Below are 18,856 nucleotides of genomic sequence, written 5' to 3'. Positions count from 1 at the left end.
CTCATGGCCGCACGGACCAACCGGCCCCACGCAGCACCGTCCGTTTCAAGGCAATGCGCAATCGCCAAAACAGTACTCATGCCACGGCCCCACGCAGCAGATCGTCATGACTCAGGTCAAACCGCCCCAGCACCTTGACCTTCGACGAACTGCCCAACTCGGCAAACGACAACACCGGCACATGGTTGAACTCTTCCACAAGCAATGTCCGCAGGGGGCTGCGCAAGTCTTGCGCAACCAGCAGCACACTTTTGCTCTTGGCCCGCACGGTAAAGGCTTGCTTGAGCAAGCTCACCAGCGTCGCACTGCTGTCGTTGTCGAGGGAAAAGAACACCCCGGTCTGGGTCTGGCGCAGCGCCTCGCGCAGGACATTCTCGGTATGCGGTGACAACAACCAGGCGTGCAGGCCATCAGCTTCGCTGTACTGGTGCAGAATCTGCGACTTGAGGGCGATTCGCGCATAGTCGGCCAGGGCATCCGCTTCACGCTCATGTTGGCCGTACTCGATCAACGACTCGACAATCAACCGCACCGCGCGCAGCGGAACGCCCTCGCTGGCCAGGCGCTGCAACACGGCAGAGAAGCGCGAAAGCGGCATGATCCGCTGCAGCTCCTGAACCAGCTCCGGCTGGTTGAACTCGAGCCAGCTGAGAATCGACTTGCACTCCTGGATACCGAGAAACTGCGGCCCGCTGAGCAGCATCGCGCGTGTCATGCGCTCGATGATCAAGTCATGGGCGGTATGGCGCTCAAGCTGTGCATCGTCGAGCAGCGGATCATCGGGCGCCAACCATAACCAGTCTTGCTCGTCTCGCTCCGCCAGACCCTGGGTACCTGCTTGTGGCTCGACGCCCAGCGCCGCCGATTCCACCGCGACCCGATCACCGAAGGTAGCTTTGATCACAGGGACTTCGTGCACGCAAAAGCGAAACTCATCGTCGGATAAGGCGGGAATAAACTCGACGTTAAAGGGCGGCAGTGTCAGGCCGATATGGGCAACCAGGCGGTTTCGGGCCTGGCGAATGCCATGAACCACTTGCGCTGTTCGGTCAGAGCCCTGCAGGCCCGATGAAAACTGCAGCAAGTAAGGCCGGGATGGATCAAAGGCGCGCAGGTCTTCGTCACCGTTGATCTCCGCCGGGACGGCGTCAGCCGCCGCATCTGCGGGCGCGTCCTGCTTTTGACGCTGACGCATAAGGTAATAACCCAGCGAGCCCGTCATCAGCGAAATGAGGATAAAGACCACCGTCGGCATGCCCGGAAGCGCTGCAAAAGCCAGCATGCCGATCGAAGAAATGATCCAGCTCTTGGGCTCACTGGTCATTTGCCGGGCGATTTCGGCGCCCATGTTATTGGCCCCTTTATTCGCCCCGGCCGGTGCTACACGGGTAATGATCATGCCGGCCGTCAGGGAGATCAGCAGTGCGGGAATCTGCGCAATCAGGCCATCGCCAATCGTCAGTACCGAATACAGCGCCATGGAGTCGGCGGCGCTCATGCCATGCTGGAACATGCCGGTGCTGAACCCGCCCAGCAAGTTGATCACCACGATAATCAGCCCGGCCACGGCATCGCCCTTGACGAACTTCATGGCCCCGTCCATCGCCCCGAACAGCTGGCTCTCACGGGACAACTGCTCGCGTTTGTCGCGCGCCTGTCCACCATCGATCAGGCCGGCACGCAAGTCGCTGTCGATGGACATCTGCTTGCCGGGCATGGCATCCAGGCTGAAGCGCGCCGCCACTTCGGCGACACGCTCCGAACCCTTGGTGATCACCAGGAAGTTGACGATGGTCAGGATCATGAAGATCACCAACCCCACCGCCAGGTTACCCCCCACCACGAAGTTGCCGAAGGCCTCCACAATGTCACCGGCGTCCTGCTCCAGCAGGATCAGGCGCGTGGTCGCAATCGACAACGCCAGGCGGAACATGGTGGTCAACAGCAGGATCGACGGAAACGAGGAAAACGCAAGCGGCCCGGGCAGGTACAGCGCCAGCACGATCAACAGGCACGAAATGCAAATGTTGACGGCAATCAGGATATCCACCAGCCAGGTCGGCAACGGCACGATAAAGATGAACACAATGCCCAGGATCACGACCGCACCCAGCACCTCGGCGCGTTGTGCAACCTTGAGCAGTATCGCGTTGACTGCCCGCAGCGCACTCATGAGTGGTTTATCGGCAGCGCGCCGACATGCCGGGAGCCTCGTTCGATGCGAGCGTACTCATCCATTACCACCATGAAATTGTGCAACGCTTCCTGGCGGCCCTTGCTGTCGCGCCACAACGCCAGGGGCAGGCTCCCGAGCACGGGGTAAAGGGCATTGAGCGAAACAATCTGGACGGATGATGCCGGCCCACCCAACTCGCAGGCCAGGCGCTGGACTTCGGCAGACGCGATGCCCGTGCCCGCGTAACCGAGAATGCGCTGCAGCAGCGCTACGGTGTCCCGATCAATTTCGGGGTGCAATACGGCCAGCCGATCGATCAAGTCACGGCAGCTGGCCAGCACACTGCCCAGTTGACCACAACTGCTCAACCCCAACAGCAAGGTGCGCAGCTGGGCGGTGGGGAGCGAAGGGCAATACGCCGCAATGTCGTCTGCCAGGGCCCGACGCATCAATTTCAACCCGCGGCCAAACTCATCGCCACCGAACAACCCCAACAGCGCCTGCATCATGCTGGCGAGCGATTGCCGGGCGACCACGCTGGCGTAATACACACTGCGTACCGCCTGCCGCAAACTCGGGTCGTCATTGCTTGCCTGCAAGGCCTGCGCGATGTTCAAGCCGGCCTGGATCTGCGGCTTGAAGCGGACCTCCAGCCGCGCCAGGGCATCGCTGGCCAGCGCCGCCTCGGAGGTACGCGCTTCAGCTTGTGCCTGCGCAGCCACCTGCTTGAGTACAACAAACGTACGGGCCGGGTCGTTTCCTGTCAGCTCCAGCAACTTCTCGAGGCTGGGCTTGAGCAACAGTTGAACCCTGATGGAGCGCGCAATGGTCGCCAGTGTTGCCTGAGCGGGATGGCCCAGTTGCTCATAGAGTTGTGTCAACTGCGCCACAGGCGTCACGCCCAGCCCCAACATACGCCGGCTCAAGGCCTTGCTGTTGAGTTCAACCTCCAGGCCGAACAGCGCCTCGAAATTGTCGACCGCCGTCCCGGCGGGTGCCTGGCGAACTGGCGGGTTATCAATACTCGCTGGAACAGGCTGATCCAGGCTCTGGTTTTTTTGCACATCAATAGAAGGATCAAGTTTCATGGAGATGCCTGGACAGGAAGTTTCGTTTCCTTGTGTGGCTGGCAATCCCGTTACGGTTCCATGTTTATCGACGATACCGGGCATGTGAAAAGATCGGCACGCGCCCGCAGCCACTTGTGCAAAACCTTGCACAAAAAAGCCTGGAAACAAGATATTTATTTATATAAATCAATTGCTTATGAATTTTTTTCCCTTGGCACAGGCAGTGCTAAGAGGGTTCCCGTCGAAATCATTTCGACCGTGTCTACCCTGAGGAAAAAATCATGGATATCCCTATCGATGTTTTAGTTCACCTTACACCTGACCCGCACCGCTCCATCCAGAACCTGTCGGAAGACCACCACAAGAAACTCCGGCGCTTCATTCATAAACGCGTACTCAACCCGGAAGATGCAGACGATATTCTGCAACTGACGTACCTGGAGGCCTGGCGCAGCCGAGACCGCTTCAGCGGCCAGGCCACCATCAGCACGTGGATGTGCGGGATTGCCCAGAACCTGATCCGCAATCACTTTCGGCGCATGTATGCCAAGCCGGTGCATTGCGAGTTCGATGAGGCGCTGTGGCATGGGCAGGAAGACAACAACAACCTGGACTGGCAGTTCGAGGTCAACCGCAAGCTCGAAAGAACCCTGCGGGCGATCACGGATTTGCCGCTGGAAATGCGTAAAACGCTGTACGCCTCACTGGAGACCGACGGCAGCTACCAGGACACCGCCGACGCCATGGACATCCCCATTGGCACCGTGCGCTCACGTTTGTCCCGGGCGCGCGAACACCTGAAGCGGGCCACCTACAACCCGCTGTAGGCGTAAATCAGGGCACCGGCGCAACGCCGACACCCTTTGCAGGAGCAGTTGATTTACCCGTTTGACGCAAGCGTTGGGCAGCAGGGATATCTGCCCGACTCGATTGACCTGGTATCAGGCCTTTTTGGTACGCGGCAACAGAATCGCCAACACCCCGAACAGCGGCAGGAACGAGCACAGCGTGTACACGTACTCGATGCCGTGGATGTCTGCCAGGTGCCCCAGCAGCGCCGCACCGATCCCGCCAAAACCGAACATCAAACCGAAGAACACCCCGGCGATCATCCCCACATTGCCCGGCACCAACTCTTGCGCATACACCACAATTGCCGAGAACGCCGAGGCCAGGATAAAGCCGATCACCACGCTCAGAATGCTGGTCCAGAACAGGTCCACATGAGGCAGCAGCAAGGTGAACGGCGCCACGCCGAGGATCGAAAACCAGATCACCGCCTTACGGCCGATCTTGTCGCCAATCGGCCCGCCAAAGAACGTACCCGCCGCCACCGCGCCGAGGAACAGGAACAGATGCAGCTGTGAACTGGCCACCGACAGGTCGAACTTCTCGATCAGGTAGAAGGTGAAGTAACTGGTGAAACTGGCCATGTAGAAGTACTTGGAAAACACCAGCAGGCCCAGCACCACCAGCGCGCTCAGCACCCGGCCCTTGGACAGGCCGTGAGTGGCCGCCTGGCCTTGCTTGAGCTTGAACAGGTTCAAGTGGTGGGCGTACCAGCGGCTGATCGCATACAGCACAAACAACGCAAACACCGCGAACAGGCCGAACCAGGCCACATTGCCCTGGCCGAACGGAATGATGATCGCCGCCGCCAGCAACGGGCCGAAGGCCGAGCCGGCATTACCGCCCACTTGGAACGTCGACTGCGCCAAACCATAACGCCCGCCCGAGGCCAGGCGCGCCACGCGGGAGGCTTCCGGGTGGAAGGTCGACGAGCCGATACCAATCAGCCCCGCCGCCAGCAGGATCAGCGGGAAGCTGCCCACTTGGGACATCATCAGGATGCCCACCAGCGTACAGATCATCCCGCAGGGCAACAGGTACGGCTTGGGATGACGGTCGGTGTAATAACCGACCCACGGCTGCAGCAGGGACGCGGTGAGCTGGAACGTGAGGGTGATCAGGCCGACCTGGGTGAACGTCAGGCCGTAATTGGCCTTGAGCATCGGGTAGATCGAGGGCAGTACCGACTGGATCAAGTCATTGATCAAATGCGCCAGCGCCACCGCGCCGATTACACGCATCACCAACGGGCTGGTTTGCCCGGCGGCAGGCGTCGTAGCCACGGAGGGCTGGGAATTGCTCAGAGCCATGGGAGGTTTTCCGTACAGCAGATGGATGCACAGGTGCAGGTGCGACAATGTGCCACTTTTGGGTGCAGGAAGGCTATCCCGTTAGCAGGCTAACGAGTAGATGAATCGATGCAGCGGTCATGGTTTGTAAAGGGCCAGCAAGATGAATCCCTTTAATTTGCGGGACGTTTCCTAGAGAATCTTTCGGCCTTGTGCCTGGGGGAGTCGGTGGCTAGTCTTCGGTCCGTCGCTGGTTTTCAGTGATCGGGTTTAGTCGCCCGGACTTATATCAGGCGCATGCTTTCATGAGGTCTCATGGTGGCTGTGCGCAGGGCACCTTCGGGTGCGCCGGGTTTTCCTGATTAGCCGGTCGACTAACCTGCGTACAGCCGCCACCCTTCGTTTAGTCGCGAACGGTACGGCTCCAAGTTAATCAGGAGCTATGCCATGTTTAAAATTGTCCCCGATCCACCCCGTGACCAAGCCAAAGACCGCGCCGCCTTCAACCGAGCGCTCGACCACTACTTACCCACCGACCCGCCGCAACCCTCGACAAACTTCTACGCCATCAGCGACGACATCAGCTTCGAAGACTCCCTGCTCTACACCGCCGACCTGCTGCACAGCGCCTCGGCCACCGCGCTCGACTGTGGCGAACAACTGCAAAGCCCCGAGCGTGCGAAAGTCCTCGCCGTATGGCACCTGCTGGAAATCGCCAAGGCCATGGTCGACCGCTCGATAGAGTGCCTGCACCCGCGCAAAACCTGACGCGCGAACGCCAGAACACCGCAGATCAAATGTGGGAGCGGGCTTGCTCGCGAAGGCGGTGGACCAGCCAATACCTCTGCTGGCTGACACACCGCATTCGCGAGCAAGCCCGCTCCCACCTTTTGATCTTCGCTGCCTTGGGACCTGCGCAAACCCCAACCGCTCGTCACCAAACCCGGTGTTTCCCGTTAAACAGTTGATAGCGTAGATAAATTTTCAAAAAAAGCGCTTGACGCATTCCCGTTCTCCGCGAATAATGCGCGCCACTTGGCTACATAGCTCAGTTGGTTAGAGCATAGCATTCATAATGCTGGGGTCCGGGGTTCAAGTCCCTGTGTAGCCACCAAGTACTAAAAACGGCTTACCGAAAGGTAGGCCGTTTTTTTATGCCTGCAGAAAAGTAAACCGCCCTATTGCCCCACGACGTCAGTGTTTATGCCGATGGTGTACATCGGGAAAATGCGCATGACTGTGCTGGATCGGTGCGTGCTCATGGGCATGACTATGTGGCTCGGTACCGTCCCACGCAAAGTTATGTACATGCCGGTGGTGCTCATCGTGTGTATGGCGATGACCGTGTGTGAGGGGATCGTGCTGATGCTCGTGCGCATGATGTTCCATCAAATGAATCCACACCCCGATGGCCATCAAGGCGGCCGCGAGCAAGAACATCAGCGAAACCGACTCGCCCAGGATCAGGATCGAGATGACTGCACCCAGAAAGGGAGCCGTGGAAAAATAGGCGCCGGTGCGCGCGCTGCCAAGCCCGCGCAGAGCGAGCACAAACAGCACCAGACTCACGCCATACCCAAGCAGCCCAACCACCATGGTTGACCCGAGCGTGGCCACCGCTGGCAGTTGCGACCCGATGGCCAACGCCAAACAGCAATTGACCACACCCGCCGCCAAGCCTTTGCTGCCGGCGATAAACAGCGCATCCGAGGCAGAGACCTTACGGGTCAGGTTATTGTCGATGGCCCAACAAAAACAGGCGAAAGCCACGGCCAGCGGCCCCGTCCAATCATGAGCCGTCGCCGTCCCCTGCGGCCATGACAAAACGATCCCGCCCAGAACAATAGCGATCATGCCGATCACGATGCGGCGATCTGCGTTCTCTTTGAACACGACCCACGCCAGCACGGCCGTGAGCACCGACTCAAGATTGAGCATCAGCGATGCGGTGGCGCCCGCGGTACGGGTGAGGCCATACATGAGCGCCACTGGCGCAAGCACGCCCCCAAAGACGATGGCGCCCATCAACCAGGGCCACTCTCCGGCTGCAAGGCCGGGCCGTTTCCAGCCGTGGTCGCGAGCAAACCGAACGATGGCCAGGCCCAGGCCGCTGCCCAGATAGAGCAGTCCGGCCAACAGGATGGGCGGCGTATCCACCCCCAGGAGCTTGGCAAGCGGAGTGCTGGCGCCGAACAACGCCGCCGCCGCCAACGCGTAGAGAACGCTCACATTCATAATGGGCCGCCCTGTCAGGCTTATTGCATAAGGACGAGCATCATAGCCGTGCCCGGGTAAGAATTATGTGAATGCCAGCCTGGCTGGATTCTGTACGACTGAAGCGGCAGGATAGCCCGGCTGGCAAACCACAAGAAGGTGACGCATGACATTCCCCGCTACCGGCATCAGCACTGACCGCCTCTTACTGCTGGGCGCCCACCCTTCCCACGCTCGCGCCCTGCAAATGTACCTGCTGCAAAATCGCGCCTTTCTGCAGCCTTGGGAGCCTTCGCGTGACGACGCCTTTTTTGAACCGGACGCCATCACCGAACGCCTCCACGCCATGGCCGACAAAACCGCCAGCGGCGAAGCGTTGCACCTGCTGATATTCAGCCAGGACCAAATCATCGGCGCCTGCAACTTCAGCAACATCGTGCGCGGTGCGTTTCAGGCCTGCCACTTGGGTTATGCGCTGGCTAAATCCGCCCAAGGCCAAGGCTTGATGCACGAAGCGCTGACGGCGGCGATTGCCCATGTGTTCGACGCCATGCAGCTGCACCGAATCATGGCCAACTACCGCCCAGAGAATGAGCGCAGTGCGCGCCTGCTGGCACGGCTGGGGTTTGAAAAAGAGGGCGAGGCGCGGGCGTATCTGAGGATCAACGGGGTCTGGGCGGACCATGTGTTAACGGCACTGATCAATCCGGCAAGCGACCGTCTATTGCAGCCCGAAGTTTTAAACCACTAGAATGGGATTAATTCTCACTTACGACTCTCTCTCATGAAGCTGTCTTCGCCCACCGACGCTCCTACGCTCGATGCGCTGTACCGCGGCTACCACGGCTGGTTGTTGACCTGGTTGCGGCGTCGCGTGCATTGCTCCCATCAGGCGGCCGACGTGGCGCAAGACACTTTCGTACGCTTGCTGGCATCGGGTACTTACGTGGCGCCGGGTGAGCCACGGGCTTATCTGGCCACCATCGCGCGCCGGTTGCTGATGGACAATGGCCGCCGCCGACGCCTGGAACAGGCCTACCGCGAAGAGCTCGAACGCTGCGCCGCGTACCTTGAACAGGCGCCTTCGCCGGAGCAGATCCTGCAAGCCGCGCAAATGCTTGAAGCGATTGATCGGGCCTTGGCGCGCATGAACAAGCGGATACGCAACACCTTCATCCTGCGTTACCTCGAAGGCCTGGACCAGGCGCAAATCGCCCAGCGCCTCGGGGTCTCGGTGCGCACGGTACAGAACGATCTGGTGGAAGCCTTGCTGGCGTGTGATGCGTGCGCCCAGCCATGAACCAGCCTCTGCCCCACGCAGTGCTGCGCCAGGCTGCCGAATGGCTGGTGCGGCTGGATCACGAAGGCAACGACGCCAGCGAACAGGCGTTTCGCACCTGGCTGGCCGCCGACCCGCAGCACCCGCAAGCCATTGCCCGCCTTCAGGGCCACTTGCAGCCCCTCAAACAAGCCCCGGCCCGTGCCGCATTGCGCCGGGCCCGGCAGCCTCGCCACGGGGCAACGCTGGTCAAGTGTCTCGCCCTGGCCCTGCTGCTCGCGGGGGTGCCGGCGTACCAGTACGAGCAACGTGGCTATCTGTTCGCCGACCTGAGCACCGACCGTGGCCAATGGCGCCAGACGCTGCTGGCCGACGGCAGCGACCTGCAACTGGAAGGCAGCTCTGCGGTGAACCTGCACCTGGACGCCAGCCAGCGCCGCGTGCAACTGCTGCATGGTGAAATTCTGGTAACAGTGGCCAAGGACACCCAGCGCCCGTTTTATGTCGACACCCCGCAGGGCAGCATTCGCGCCCTGGGCACGCGTTTTATCGTCGAACTCAGCGACACCGCCACCGTGGTCAAGATGCTCGAATCCTCGACCCGCATCGACAGTGCCGGGCATACGATTACCCTCGGCCCCGGCGAGCAGGTGCGCCTGGATGCAAGCGGGCCCGGCACGCCGAAAAGCGTTGATGTGCAAGCGCAGCAGCAAGCCTGGACGGCCCACCAGTTGCTGGCCAATGACGAGCCGCTGGCGGATGTGCTTGAGCGCCTGGCGCGGCATCGCACAGGTGTGCTGATGTTCGATCGCAAGGCGCTGCAAGGCATTCGGGTGAGCGTGATGCTGCCGACGGACGACAGCGACCGCGCGTTGCGCCTGCTCACGCGCACCCTGCCGATTGAGGTCAGCACGTACACCCCGTGGCTCACGCGTGTGCGCCTGAAAGTCCCCGCCGGATAATTCTTACGCAGCGTTGCGTGTTTTCGGTTTTACCGCGTCCTTTCCTTGGCCAACATCCAAAGGAGCACCGATAACATGTCTTCAACCCCCACACGCGGCGGCCTGTTGCTGGCCAGTCGACTGTTGCTTGGCTGCCTGCCCCTGGCGGTGCCGGGCCTGGCCTACGCGCAGCAGCAGGTACAGGCGTTCGACATCGCCCCCGGAAAACTCGGTGACGTGCTGACGCGTTACGCCCAGGCCGCCGGCGTGCCGATCTCGTTCCTGTCGCAACAAGTGGCCGGGTTGGACAGCCCCGGCGTGCGCGGCAGCTACAACGTGGAGGACGGGTTCGCGCAGGTGCTGGCCGGCACCGGCTTCGCAGCACGCGGCAATGCCGATGGCTACCAGCTGGAAAGCCTGCCGGTGGCCGGCGGCGCGCTGTCGCTGGGTGCCACAGAGATCACCGCGAATCAGTTGGGCACCATCACTGAGGGCAGCGGTTCCTACACCCCGGGCACCATCGCCACCGCCACGCGCATGGTGCTGACCCCACGGGAAACCCCGCAGTCGATCACCGTGATCACGCGCCAGCATATGGATGACTTCGCGCTCACTTCGATCGACGACGTGATGCGCCATACACCGGGCATCACCGTGTCGACCTTCGACAGCGAGCGTAACAATTACTACGCCCGCGGCTTCTCGGTGGAAAACTTCCAGTACGACGGCATCCCGACCCTGCGCAACTCCGCCTACTCGTCCAGCCAGACCCTCAGCGACATGGCGATCTATGACCGCGTGGAAATCCTCAAGGGTGCCACCGGACTGCTGACCGGCGCCGGCGCCCCTGGCGCGACGATCAACCTGATCCGCAAAAAGCCCACGCGGGACTTCAAGGCCAGCGTCGAACTCGGCGCCGGCAGCTGGGACAACTATCGTTCCCAGATCGACGTGAGTGGCCCGCTGACCGACAGCGGCAACGTGCGCGGGCGTGCGGTGGCGGCGTACCAGGACAAGCACTCGTTCATGGACCACTACCAGCGCAGCACCAATGTGTATTTCGGCACGCTGGAAGCCGACCTGACCGACGACACCCTGCTCACCGTCGGTTTCGATTACCTGGACAGCGACCCGCAAGGCTCGGGCTGGTCCGGCAGCCGTGCGCTGTTCGATCGCAACGGCAACCGCATCGATGTAAAACGCTCCTACAACAACGGCGCCAAGTGGAGCCGCTGGGAGCAGTACTCCCGCAGCGTGTTCTCCACCCTGGAACACAACTTTGACAATGGCTGGGTGATCAAGGGCCAATACACCCACCAACTCATGGGCTACGACGCGCCCCTGGGCTCGATCATGAGTGGCCCGTTCCCCGCCACCGGACTGTCGTCCCTGTACGCGAACAAGTTCACCGGCAACACCCGCGCCGACTCGGGCGATGTCTACGCCAGCGGTCCGTTCAGCCTGCTGGGCCGTACCCATGAATTGGTGATTGGCGCGTCGGCCTCGAATTCCCACTGGACCGGAAAAGACTACGGCGCCCCCACTTATGTGGGCAACAACCAGATCGATTTCTGGAACTTCGATGGCAACGCTCCGGAGCCGAACTGGGGTGAACCGACACGGATCATCGATGCCACCACCCGCCAATCCGCAGGCTATATGGCCGCACGTTTCAACCTCACGGATGACCTGAACCTGTTCCTCGGCAGCCGCGTGGCCAACTACAAATTGCGTGGCGAAGACGACTCCACCGAGACCGGCAAGCTGGTGCCCTACGCCGGGGTCACCTACGACCTGAACGACAACTTCACCGCGTATGCCAGCTATACCGACATCTTCATGCCGACGACCTACAGCCGCGACCGCAACAACAAATTGCTGGAGCCGGATGAAGGCAAGAACTACGAGACCGGCCTCAAGGGCGAGTTCTTCGAGGGCCGGCTCAACACCAGCATGGCCTACTTCGAAGTGCACGAAACCAACCGTGCGGAGCCGGACGCCGAATACAACGCCGCGCCGACCAACCCATCCCTCGGGTATGCCGAGAAAGGCATCAAGGCCAAGACCAAGGGTTTCGAGGCCGAGATGTCCGGCGAGCTGGCGCCGGGCTGGCAGGCCCAGGCCGGCTACACCCACAAGATCCTGCGGGATGAGCATGGCGACAAGGCTTCGACCTGGGAGCCGGAGGACCAGCTCAGTTTCTTCACCTCGTACAAACTCAAGGGCCCGCTGGACCGCCTGACCGTCGGCGGCGGCGCGCGCTGGCAGAGCAGAAGCTGGCAAGTGGTGTACAACCGGCCCAAGGCGCAAAACGAAGAGTTCTCGCAGGAAGCGTATTGGGTGGTGGACGCGATGGCCAAGTATCAGGTCAGCGAACATCTTTCCGCGACGCTGAACGTCAACAACCTATTCGACAAGCAGTACTACACCAACATCGGCTTCTATAACACGGCCTATTACGGCACCCCGCGCAACGTGATGCTCACCACGCGCTGGGACTTCTAACCGGCCAGGCGCCAGCGCCCCGTGACGTGGGGCGCTGTTGCGTCAAACAGCGTGCCGCACAAAACACTGCTCCACCACAGACTTGCCCCACTGCTGCCCCTCCTGTTCCGACTCCAGCACAAAGCCCGCGTTTTCATAGAGCTTGCGCGCCACATCCAGGCCCTTGAACGTCCACAGCCGCACCGCCGGGAACCGGTGCCCGTCACAGAAATCCAGCGCCTCTTTCAACAACCGTTTACCCAAGCCCTGGCCGTGAGCCGACGGGGCGAGGATGAAGCAGCGCAGGATCGCCTCGCCGTTTTCGCCCTCGCCATCAATCGCGATCGAACCGACGATCTGCTCTGCGTCCAGCACTGCCCAGACTTGGTTGCGCGGGTTGGCCAGGCGCCCCATCAACTCGGCCATGTCCGCCGCCACCAGGCTTTCAAACGGCTGGCCAAAATTCGCATGCTGGGCGTAGTACTCGGCGTGCATCTGCGCGATACGCCCGATGATGCCTGGCCGGTAGCCATGGGCAATGCGGTAGTGCCTCGGCTGCCGGGCGCCGGTACGTTGGGTTTGCAGGGCTGCGGCGTATTGATCGAGCCCGCGGCTGACGGCCTGTTGCTGTTCGCTGGACAAGTCGCCAATCGCCTCGCCCACCTGGCGCCGGGCAAACGTTTCAATGTCGCGTAACGTCTTCTGGCCTCGTGTGGTGAGCCGCAGCTTTTTCGAACGGGCATCGTCCTCGTTGGCAAACTCTTCCAGCTCGCCCGCCTCGACCAGCTTGCGCACCATGCGGCTTACCGACGACTTTTCCAGCCCCAGCAACATGACCAGTTCAGCCGCTGTCAGCGCGCCACGCTCGCCGATTTCAACAATCGTGTGCACCGATGACGGTGGGTAACTGCTGGCCGCCAACTTCGGCTGCATGAAGCCCAGCTCTCGCACCATAAGACGCGAGGCACAGCGGATCTGATCGATAAGGTCTGGCTTGGAACGGTTCACGGGGGGAAACCTCTTGCCCGAATGACGAAGGATGTAGTTGTACTGCACAACCAAATACAGATCAATCTCCCAACCTGCAAACCACTGAGGTACATTCCCTCCCCACGGACAACAGATCATTCTCAAATGAACGGAGTCATCGCGTGTTTTCGATTTTTCGCCGCCAACGCCTTACCGCCCTCTCGCTGATCACCGCCGCCCTCACCCTCGCCGCCTGCCACAGCGCCACCGCGCCGGAACTGCCGCCCGCCCCGGAGCTCGGCTCGGGCTATCGCACCGACATGAGCCCCCGCCACGCCGAGCGCCACATGGCCGCCGCCGCCAACCCGCTGGCCGCCGAAGCCGGGCGCGAGATATTGCGCAAGGGCGGCTCGGCCATCGACGCAGCGATTGCCATGCAGGCCGTGCTGACCCTGGTGGAGCCGCAGTCCTCCGGGATCGGCGGCGGCGCGTTCATCATGCTGTGGGACGGCAAGCAGGTGCACGCCTACGACGGTCGCGAAACCGCACCGGCGGGCGCTACCGAGCGGTTGTTCCTCAACGCCGATGGCACGCCGATGTCGTTCCCGCAGGCACAGATTGGCGGGCGTTCGGTGGCCACCCCGGGGGTGTTGCGCGCCCTGGAAATGGCCCATAAAAAGACCGGCCACCTGCAATGGGCCAAACTGTTTGAGCCGGCCATTCGCCTGGCCGAAGAGGGTTTCCCGATCTCTGCGCGCCTGCACAGCCTGATTGCCGCTGACCGCTACATCAGCCGCTCGCCGGAAATGACCGCGTACTTCCTGAATGCCGACGGCAGCCCGAAGGCCACCGGTACGCTGCTGAAAAACCCGGCGCTGGCCAACGTGTTCAAGCGCATCGCCAAGGAAGGGCCGGACGCGCTGTACTACGGCCCCATTGCCGACGAAATCACCCGCAAGGTGCAAGGCAACAGTAACGCCGGCAGCCTGACGCTGACCGACCTCAAGGGCTACAGCGCAGTTGAGCGGGCGCCGTTGTGCACCGACTACAAACGCTGGAAAGTCTGCGGCATGCCGCCGCCGTCGTCGGGCGGGATCGCCATTGCGCAGATCCTCGGCACGTTGCAGGCCCTGGAAACCCGCGACCCGCGTATGACGCTTGGGCTGTTGAAGCCGGTGAAGAACGACTCCCCGGCCGGCCTGGAACCGGTGCCCGAAGCGGTGCACCTGATCGCCGAGGCCGACCGCCTGGCCTATGCCGACCGCGCCCAGTACGTGGCGGATTCCGACTACGTACCGGTGCCGGTGGCCGGGCTGGTCGCGCCGGACTATCTGGCCGGCCGTGCCGCATTGATTGGTGAGCGCAGCATGGGCGTCGCCAAGCCGGGCAAGCCTGCGGGAATTAAAGTGGCCTACGCGCCGGATCGCTCGCCGTTGCGCATTTCCACCTCGCAAGTGGTGGCGGTGGATGACGTGGGTGGCGCGGTGTCGATGACCACCACGGTGGAGTCCGCATTCGGTTCCCATGTAATGGTCCAGGGCTTTTTGCTGAATAACCAGATGACCGACTTCTCCTTCATCCCCGAAGAGAACGGCCAGCCGGTGGCCAACCGGATCGAGCCGGGCAAGCGCCCGCGTTCGTCGATGGCACCGACCCTGGTGTTTGATCGCCAGAGCGGTGAGTGGGTGGCCACGGTGGGTTCGCCGGGCGGTTCGCAGATCATCGAATATGTGAGCAAATCCCTGGTGGCCATGCTCGACTGGAACCTCGACCCGCAAGCGGCCGTCGGCCTGCCCAACTTCGGCAGTCGCAACGGCGCGACCGAGCTGGAAGCCGGGTTGTTCAGTGCTCAGCTGAAACAGGCACTGAAGGACAAGGGCCACGCCCTGAGCGAAATCGACATGACCAGCGGCGCCCAGGCGATCGTCCGGGTGCGCGATGCGCAGGGCAAGGCGTCGTTGGTCGGCGGGGCTGATCCACGCCGTGAAGGCGAAGCGCTGGGGGATTGAATTGACTCACTGGAGAGCTGCGCGTGCACAAGGCAAATAACCTCGGCGCCCTGATGGGCGTCGATCATGGATTTTGTTCGATTGACGATCCGTTGCGGCCTGACGAGGTGTTCATCTGCAAGCAGGTGCACAGCGCCACGACCATTGAATGGCGCCCGGAGCTCGCCGCCAATACGGTTGAAGCCGATGGGGTTTTCAGCCGGGATCTGCAGCCGATTGCGGTGATTACCGCCGACTGCCTGCCGCTGCTGATGGCCTCGGAGGACGGGGACTTTGTCGCGGCGATTCATGGCGGCTGGAAGGGACTGCAAGGCGGGATCATCGCCAATGCCATGCAACGGTTTACCGCCGAGGGTGTGGCGCTGGATCAGTTGCGGATTGCGATTGGGCCTTCGATCAAGCCTTGTTGTTATGAGGTGAGTGGCGAGTTTGTGGCGCAGTTGCAGGCGAGTCAGGGGCATTTGTGGCGGGATGGAAATGCGCCGTGGACGTTCGAGCAGCCGGGGCCTTTGTTGGCACCGGAGATTCAGCCGCCAGAACCCAGGCAGGCCTTGAGTGCGTGGTTTGATTTGAGCCGCTATGCGCTGATCTTGCTGGAGGCGGCAGGGATAAAACGTGAGCAGGTTGAGGTAAGCGAAGTGTGTACGTATTGCACCTCGCCGGCGTTTGCGAGTTATCGCAGAAGGACCCATGACAGTACGGAGAGGAAGACGTTGTTGTACTCGTGGGTTGCTCGCGCAGTGTAATGGGACGACGCCCACAGCTCTCTTAGCTATTAGCCTTAGAAAATCTGTGGGCTGTCATTTTTTGCGAAACAACGTTTCTTGAATCCCTCTCCATCCGCTGACATTTTCTGGCCCCGCCCCTTCTTGCCAGAGGCTACGTCAAAGACGTAGAATTTTTGCGTGTTAACGATCATCGAGTCACCATTATTCAGCAAGCTATGGCCCGATTACTGGACCGAAGAAGAACGGGGTATTTTTATGGCTTTTCTAGCCAACCACCCCGATTCAGGTACTGTCATTCCAGGTTCTGGTGGTTGCCGAAAAGTACGCTGGAGCTTGGAAGGCCGGGGCAAGAGCAGCTCAGTACGGATCATTTACACAACGCAATTGGCGTGCGGCGCACTAGTTGCCTTGCTGATTTATGGCAAAGGTGCCACCGAGAATATTCCCGCGCATGTCCTCTACAAAATCGCCAAGGAGATGAACCATGCCACTCACTGAGAAACAGCTGAAGGAACGTGACGCCAAGCGCAACATCGGCGAGGAATTGCTGGCTGCCGTTATCGACGTCAAGGAAGCGCGTCATGGTCACGTCCATCACGTCGAAATTACCCAAGCGGCTGAGGCGCGCAGCAAGACCGGGTTGTCACAGCCCAAGTTTGCCGAACTGCTGGGGGTCTCTGTACGAACGCTTCAAGAATGGGAGCAAGGGCGCCGTTCTCCTTCCGGCGCAGCACGTTCCTTGCTGCACATAGCAGCCATCAGGCCAGACGTTTTTCGAGAAGTCCTCAGTAACGCCTGATGGCGTTACTGGTCTACCGGCTAATCTTCAACCCCTTGCGCCCCGCATGCCGCTCCAGCGCCAGCTCGATCAAGCGGCTCACCAGCTCGCTGTAGCTCATGCCTGCCGCCTGCCACAACTTCGGGTACATGCTGATGCGGGTGAACCCAGGCAACGAGTTGATCTCGTTGATCAGCACCTCACCCTCATCCGTCAGAAACACATCCACCCGCGCCAGCCCGGCACAGCCCAGGGTTTCAAACGCTTCGATGGCCAACGCACGAATGCGCTCGCTGGCTTCAACACTGATGTCCGCCGGCACCACCACTTGGGCTGCCTGGTCATCGATGTATTTGCTGTCGTAGGAATAGAACCCGTCGCGCACCACGATCTCGCCACAGCCGCTGGCGATGGGGTTCTCGTTACCCAACACGGCACATTCAATTTCCCGGCCTTTTACCGCCGACTCCACCAGCACCTTCTCATCAAACCCAAGTGCCAGCTCTACAGCAGCGTGATATTCAGCCTCGCTGCCCACCTTGCTCACCCCCACGGACGAACCCTGGTTCGCCGGTTTCACGAACATCGGCACTCCGAGTTTCTGCCGGGCTTGTTCGAAGGTGGTTCGCGCCGCCGTGCGACGGTTGAGGGTAATGAACGGCGTCACGGCAATCCCGGCATCGCGCAGCAGGCGTTTGCTGATGTCCTTGTCCATGCACACGGCCGAGCCCAGCACGTCGGAGCCGACAAACGGCAAGTCGGCCATGCGCAGCAGGCCTTGCAGGCAGCCGTCTTCGCCGAGGGTGCCGTGGACGATCGGGAAGATCACATCGACGTGTTCCAGCGAGGCCTGGCTGGCGGTTTCCACCAGTTGCTGGCTGGCCTTACCCGGCACGACCGCCAGTTCACGATTGGATTGATTGAGGGCGATCAGCGCCGGTTTTTCTTCGTTGAGCAGGAAACCCGAGGTGTCGTTGAGGTGCCAGTGGCCGGCCTTGTCGATGCCGATCAGGATCGGCTCGAAGCGCGAACGGTCCAGTGCATCGACGATGTTGCGCGCCGACTGCAGCGACACTTCATGCTCGGCCGAACGGCCACCAAAAATAATCCCTACCCGCAGCTTGCTCATGATCGGCCTCACGTTTGAAAGTAAGGCTTCTTACCATGAGCCGTCAGCGATTCGCTACCAGCGTGGCGCCGAACAGCACATAACAACCACCGGCAAACCGGTCCAGCCACTTGCGCGAGCGGCTGTAGGCGTTGGCCATCCGTTCACTGGAAAACACCAGTGCCACGCAGGTGTACCAGCTGAATGACAGCGTCGCCATGGTGATCACGGCCAGGGTCAGCAGCATCGGCGACGGTGATGGGGGCATGGTGGACGCAAAGATCGTCGCGACAAACAGCGCCGCCTTGGGGTTGGACAGGTTGCCCAATAAACCCAGGCGCCAGGCGGAAAACAACGAACGCCGAGGTTCGTCGGGCAACAGGTTCTGGGCCATGGCCGGTGCCGAGCGCCGGAACAGTTTCAACCCCAGGTAAATCAGGTAGCAGCCGCCGATGATCTTGAACGCGAGGTACAACATCGGCGCTGCGGTAAACAATGACTTGATCCCCAAGCCGCCGGCCAGGCCCCACATCACGGTGCCAGTGGCCACGCCAGCGGACGCCACTACGCCATGGCGACGTGAGCAACTGGCAGCCAACTGCGCGGTATTGAAAAAGTTCGGGCCTGGCGTCACGACCGCGACGGTCCAGAGCAAGGCCAGCGACAGAAGAGGCGCGGCGTACGGCAGGCTTGGGAAAAGCATCGGTTGATCCATCCTTCAGGGAATTAAAGATCCTTGCCGTTTACAGCTCAGGTTCGGGTTCATGCACCAGCAGGTCGCCCGGCTGACACTCCAGATACTTGCAGATTGCATCCAAGGTCGCCAGCCGTATGCCCTTGACCTTGCCTTGCTTGAGCAATGACAGGTTTTGTTCGGTGATACCAATGGCGGCGGCCAGGTCCTTGGACTTGACCTTGCGCCGGGCGAGCATAACGTCCAACTCAATCACAATAGACATGCT

Annotated in this window: 18 protein-coding genes and 1 tRNA gene; 11 read left to right on the top strand and 8 right to left on the bottom strand. The window is 61.1% G+C overall.

Features of this window, described 5'->3' with window-relative positions:
- Positions 1-76 precede the first annotated feature (76 nt).
- Together sctV and sctW are read right to left on the bottom strand one after the other, a co-directional pair.
- Positions 77-2,173 carry a type III secretion system export apparatus subunit SctV gene (sctV, locus tag HX801_RS21310; RefSeq protein ID WP_177022687.1) on the bottom strand — a complete coding sequence of 699 codons (2,097 nt, stop codon included), beginning with the start codon at positions 2,171-2,173 and terminating at the stop codon, positions 77-79.
- Positions 2,170-3,264 (bottom strand): type III secretion system gatekeeper subunit SctW, encoded by a 1,095-nt coding sequence (gene sctW, locus HX801_RS21305; protein ID WP_177022686.1) that lies wholly within the window; start codon positions 3,262-3,264, stop codon positions 2,170-2,172. The genes sctV and sctW overlap by 4 nt, the downstream gene beginning before the upstream one ends.
- Positions 3,265-3,527: 263 nt before the next feature.
- On the opposite strand from sctW, the gene HX801_RS21300 reads away from it, so the two are divergent.
- Positions 3,528-4,073: an RNA polymerase sigma factor gene (locus tag HX801_RS21300; RefSeq protein WP_008430705.1), complete on the top strand. Its 546-nt coding sequence runs from the start codon at positions 3,528-3,530 to the stop codon at positions 4,071-4,073.
- Between the two features lie 114 nt (positions 4,074-4,187).
- Here HX801_RS21300 and HX801_RS21295 read toward each other — a convergent pair whose 3' ends face one another.
- Positions 4,188-5,405: an MFS transporter gene (locus tag HX801_RS21295; protein WP_003208347.1), complete on the bottom strand. Its 1,218-nt coding sequence runs from the start codon at positions 5,403-5,405 to the stop codon at positions 4,188-4,190.
- Positions 5,406-5,831: 426 nt separating this feature from the next.
- Between HX801_RS21295 and HX801_RS21290 the strand changes: the two genes are divergently transcribed.
- A complete protein-coding gene (locus tag HX801_RS21290) occupies positions 5,832-6,152 on the top strand; it encodes a DUF6124 family protein (protein ID WP_010177056.1) in 321 nt (106 codons plus the stop codon).
- 269 nt (positions 6,153-6,421) lie between these two features.
- Positions 6,422-6,498: transfer RNA gene (locus HX801_RS21285), tRNA-Met, on the top strand.
- 80 nt (positions 6,499-6,578) lie between these two features.
- Here the strand turns inward: HX801_RS21285 and HX801_RS21280 are convergent.
- A complete protein-coding gene (locus HX801_RS21280) occupies positions 6,579-7,619 on the bottom strand; it encodes a DMT family transporter (RefSeq protein WP_177022685.1) in 1,041 nt (346 codons plus the stop codon).
- Positions 7,620-7,764: 145 nt separating this feature from the next.
- On the opposite strand from HX801_RS21280, the gene rimJ reads away from it, so the two are divergent.
- The 4 genes from rimJ (at position 7,765) to HX801_RS21260 (ending at position 12,323) form a co-directional block, all read left to right on the top strand.
- Positions 7,765-8,349 (top strand): ribosomal protein S5-alanine N-acetyltransferase, encoded by a 585-nt coding sequence (gene rimJ / locus HX801_RS21275; protein ID WP_087693775.1) that lies wholly within the window; start codon positions 7,765-7,767, stop codon positions 8,347-8,349.
- Positions 8,350-8,382: 33 nt separating this feature from the next.
- Positions 8,383-8,898, top strand: coding sequence for a sigma-70 family RNA polymerase sigma factor (locus tag HX801_RS21270; RefSeq protein WP_177022684.1), 516 nt, complete (start codon positions 8,383-8,385; stop codon positions 8,896-8,898).
- The gene (locus tag HX801_RS21265; RefSeq protein ID WP_177022683.1) at positions 8,895-9,839 is read left to right on the top strand and encodes a FecR domain-containing protein; all 945 of its coding nucleotides are present in this window, start codon (positions 8,895-8,897) and stop codon (positions 9,837-9,839) included. Before HX801_RS21270 ends, HX801_RS21265 begins: the two co-directional genes overlap by 4 nt.
- 75 nt (positions 9,840-9,914) lie before the next feature.
- Entirely contained in the window at positions 9,915-12,323 is a 2,409-nt protein-coding gene (locus HX801_RS21260; protein ID WP_177022682.1) for a TonB-dependent siderophore receptor, read from the top strand.
- Positions 12,324-12,365: 42 nt separating this feature from the next.
- On the opposite strand, the gene HX801_RS21255 is transcribed toward HX801_RS21260, so the two are convergent.
- Positions 12,366-13,256, bottom strand: coding sequence for a bifunctional helix-turn-helix transcriptional regulator/GNAT family N-acetyltransferase (locus tag HX801_RS21255; RefSeq protein WP_177123018.1), 891 nt, complete (start codon positions 13,254-13,256; stop codon positions 12,366-12,368).
- A gap of 197 nt (positions 13,257-13,453) precedes the next feature.
- On the opposite strand from HX801_RS21255, the gene ggt reads away from it, so the two are divergent.
- The 4 genes from ggt to HX801_RS21235 all read left to right on the top strand — a co-directional run bounded on the left by ggt (position 13,454) and on the right by HX801_RS21235 (position 16,807).
- Positions 13,454-15,280, top strand: a complete 1,827-nt coding sequence (gene ggt / locus HX801_RS21250; protein WP_177022680.1) for a gamma-glutamyltransferase — start codon at positions 13,454-13,456, stop codon at positions 15,278-15,280.
- A 23-nt stretch (positions 15,281-15,303) separates the two neighbouring features.
- A complete protein-coding gene (locus HX801_RS21245) occupies positions 15,304-16,026 on the top strand; it encodes a polyphenol oxidase family protein (RefSeq protein WP_087693781.1) in 723 nt (240 codons plus the stop codon).
- A 159-nt stretch (positions 16,027-16,185) separates the two neighbouring features.
- Positions 16,186-16,506 carry a transcriptional regulator gene (locus HX801_RS21240; RefSeq protein ID WP_087693782.1) on the top strand — a complete coding sequence of 107 codons (321 nt, stop codon included), beginning with the start codon at positions 16,186-16,188 and terminating at the stop codon, positions 16,504-16,506.
- Positions 16,493-16,807 (top strand): DNA-binding transcriptional regulator, encoded by a 315-nt coding sequence (locus tag HX801_RS21235; RefSeq protein ID WP_087693783.1) that lies wholly within the window; start codon positions 16,493-16,495, stop codon positions 16,805-16,807. Before HX801_RS21240 ends, HX801_RS21235 begins: the two co-directional genes overlap by 14 nt.
- A gap of 13 nt (positions 16,808-16,820) precedes the next feature.
- On the opposite strand, the gene ddlA is transcribed toward HX801_RS21235, so the two are convergent.
- From ddlA to HX801_RS21220, 3 genes are read right to left on the bottom strand one after another with little or no spacing between them, the layout of a single operon-like run.
- Positions 16,821-17,915 (bottom strand): D-alanine--D-alanine ligase, encoded by a 1,095-nt coding sequence (ddlA, locus tag HX801_RS21230; RefSeq protein WP_177022679.1) that lies wholly within the window; start codon positions 17,913-17,915, stop codon positions 16,821-16,823.
- Between the two features lie 43 nt (positions 17,916-17,958).
- Positions 17,959-18,597, bottom strand: coding sequence for a LysE family transporter (locus HX801_RS21225; protein ID WP_087693797.1), 639 nt, complete (start codon positions 18,595-18,597; stop codon positions 17,959-17,961).
- A 40-nt stretch (positions 18,598-18,637) separates the two neighbouring features.
- Positions 18,638-18,853, bottom strand: coding sequence for a helix-turn-helix transcriptional regulator (locus tag HX801_RS21220; protein ID WP_010177071.1), 216 nt, complete (start codon positions 18,851-18,853; stop codon positions 18,638-18,640).
- Positions 18,854-18,856 lie beyond the last annotated feature (3 nt).

The organism is Pseudomonas sp. G1002 (assembly GCF_013385455.1).
In the GTDB taxonomy this organism is placed as follows: domain Bacteria; phylum Pseudomonadota; class Gammaproteobacteria; order Pseudomonadales; family Pseudomonadaceae; genus Aquipseudomonas.
This window is presented reverse-complemented; position numbering and strand designations above follow the sequence as displayed.

Excerpts from the sequence above, each read along its gene's own strand:
- HX801_RS21300 (WP_008430705.1), top strand. The coding sequence starts at position 3,528 with ATGGATATCCCTATCGATGTTTTAGTTCACCTTACACCTGACCCGCAC.
- HX801_RS21220 (WP_010177071.1), bottom strand. The coding sequence starts at position 18,853 with ATGTCTATTGTGATTGAGTTGGACGTTATGCTCGCCCGGCGCAAGGTC.
- HX801_RS21255 (WP_177123018.1), bottom strand. The coding sequence starts at position 13,256 with ATGGTGCGAGAGCTGGGCTTCATGCAGCCGAAGTTGGCGGCCAGCAGT.
- HX801_RS21270 (WP_177022684.1), top strand. The coding sequence starts at position 8,383 with ATGAAGCTGTCTTCGCCCACCGACGCTCCTACGCTCGATGCGCTGTAC.
- HX801_RS21290 (WP_010177056.1), top strand. The coding sequence starts at position 5,832 with ATGTTTAAAATTGTCCCCGATCCACCCCGTGACCAAGCCAAAGACCGC.
- HX801_RS21265 (WP_177022683.1), top strand. The coding sequence starts at position 8,895 with ATGAACCAGCCTCTGCCCCACGCAGTGCTGCGCCAGGCTGCCGAATGG.
- HX801_RS21260 (WP_177022682.1), top strand. The coding sequence starts at position 9,915 with ATGTCTTCAACCCCCACACGCGGCGGCCTGTTGCTGGCCAGTCGACTG.
- sctW (WP_177022686.1), bottom strand. The coding sequence starts at position 3,264 with ATGAAACTTGATCCTTCTATTGATGTGCAAAAAAACCAGAGCCTGGAT.
- HX801_RS21225 (WP_087693797.1), bottom strand. The coding sequence starts at position 18,597 with ATGCTTTTCCCAAGCCTGCCGTACGCCGCGCCTCTTCTGTCGCTGGCC.
- HX801_RS21235 (WP_087693783.1), top strand. The coding sequence starts at position 16,493 with ATGCCACTCACTGAGAAACAGCTGAAGGAACGTGACGCCAAGCGCAAC.
- HX801_RS21295 (WP_003208347.1), bottom strand. The coding sequence starts at position 5,405 with ATGGCTCTGAGCAATTCCCAGCCCTCCGTGGCTACGACGCCTGCCGCC.
- HX801_RS21280 (WP_177022685.1), bottom strand. The coding sequence starts at position 7,619 with ATGAATGTGAGCGTTCTCTACGCGTTGGCGGCGGCGGCGTTGTTCGGC.
- ddlA (WP_177022679.1), bottom strand. The coding sequence starts at position 17,915 with ATGAGCAAGCTGCGGGTAGGGATTATTTTTGGTGGCCGTTCGGCCGAG.
- rimJ (WP_087693775.1), top strand. The coding sequence starts at position 7,765 with ATGACATTCCCCGCTACCGGCATCAGCACTGACCGCCTCTTACTGCTG.
- sctV (WP_177022687.1), bottom strand. The coding sequence starts at position 2,173 with ATGAGTGCGCTGCGGGCAGTCAACGCGATACTGCTCAAGGTTGCACAA.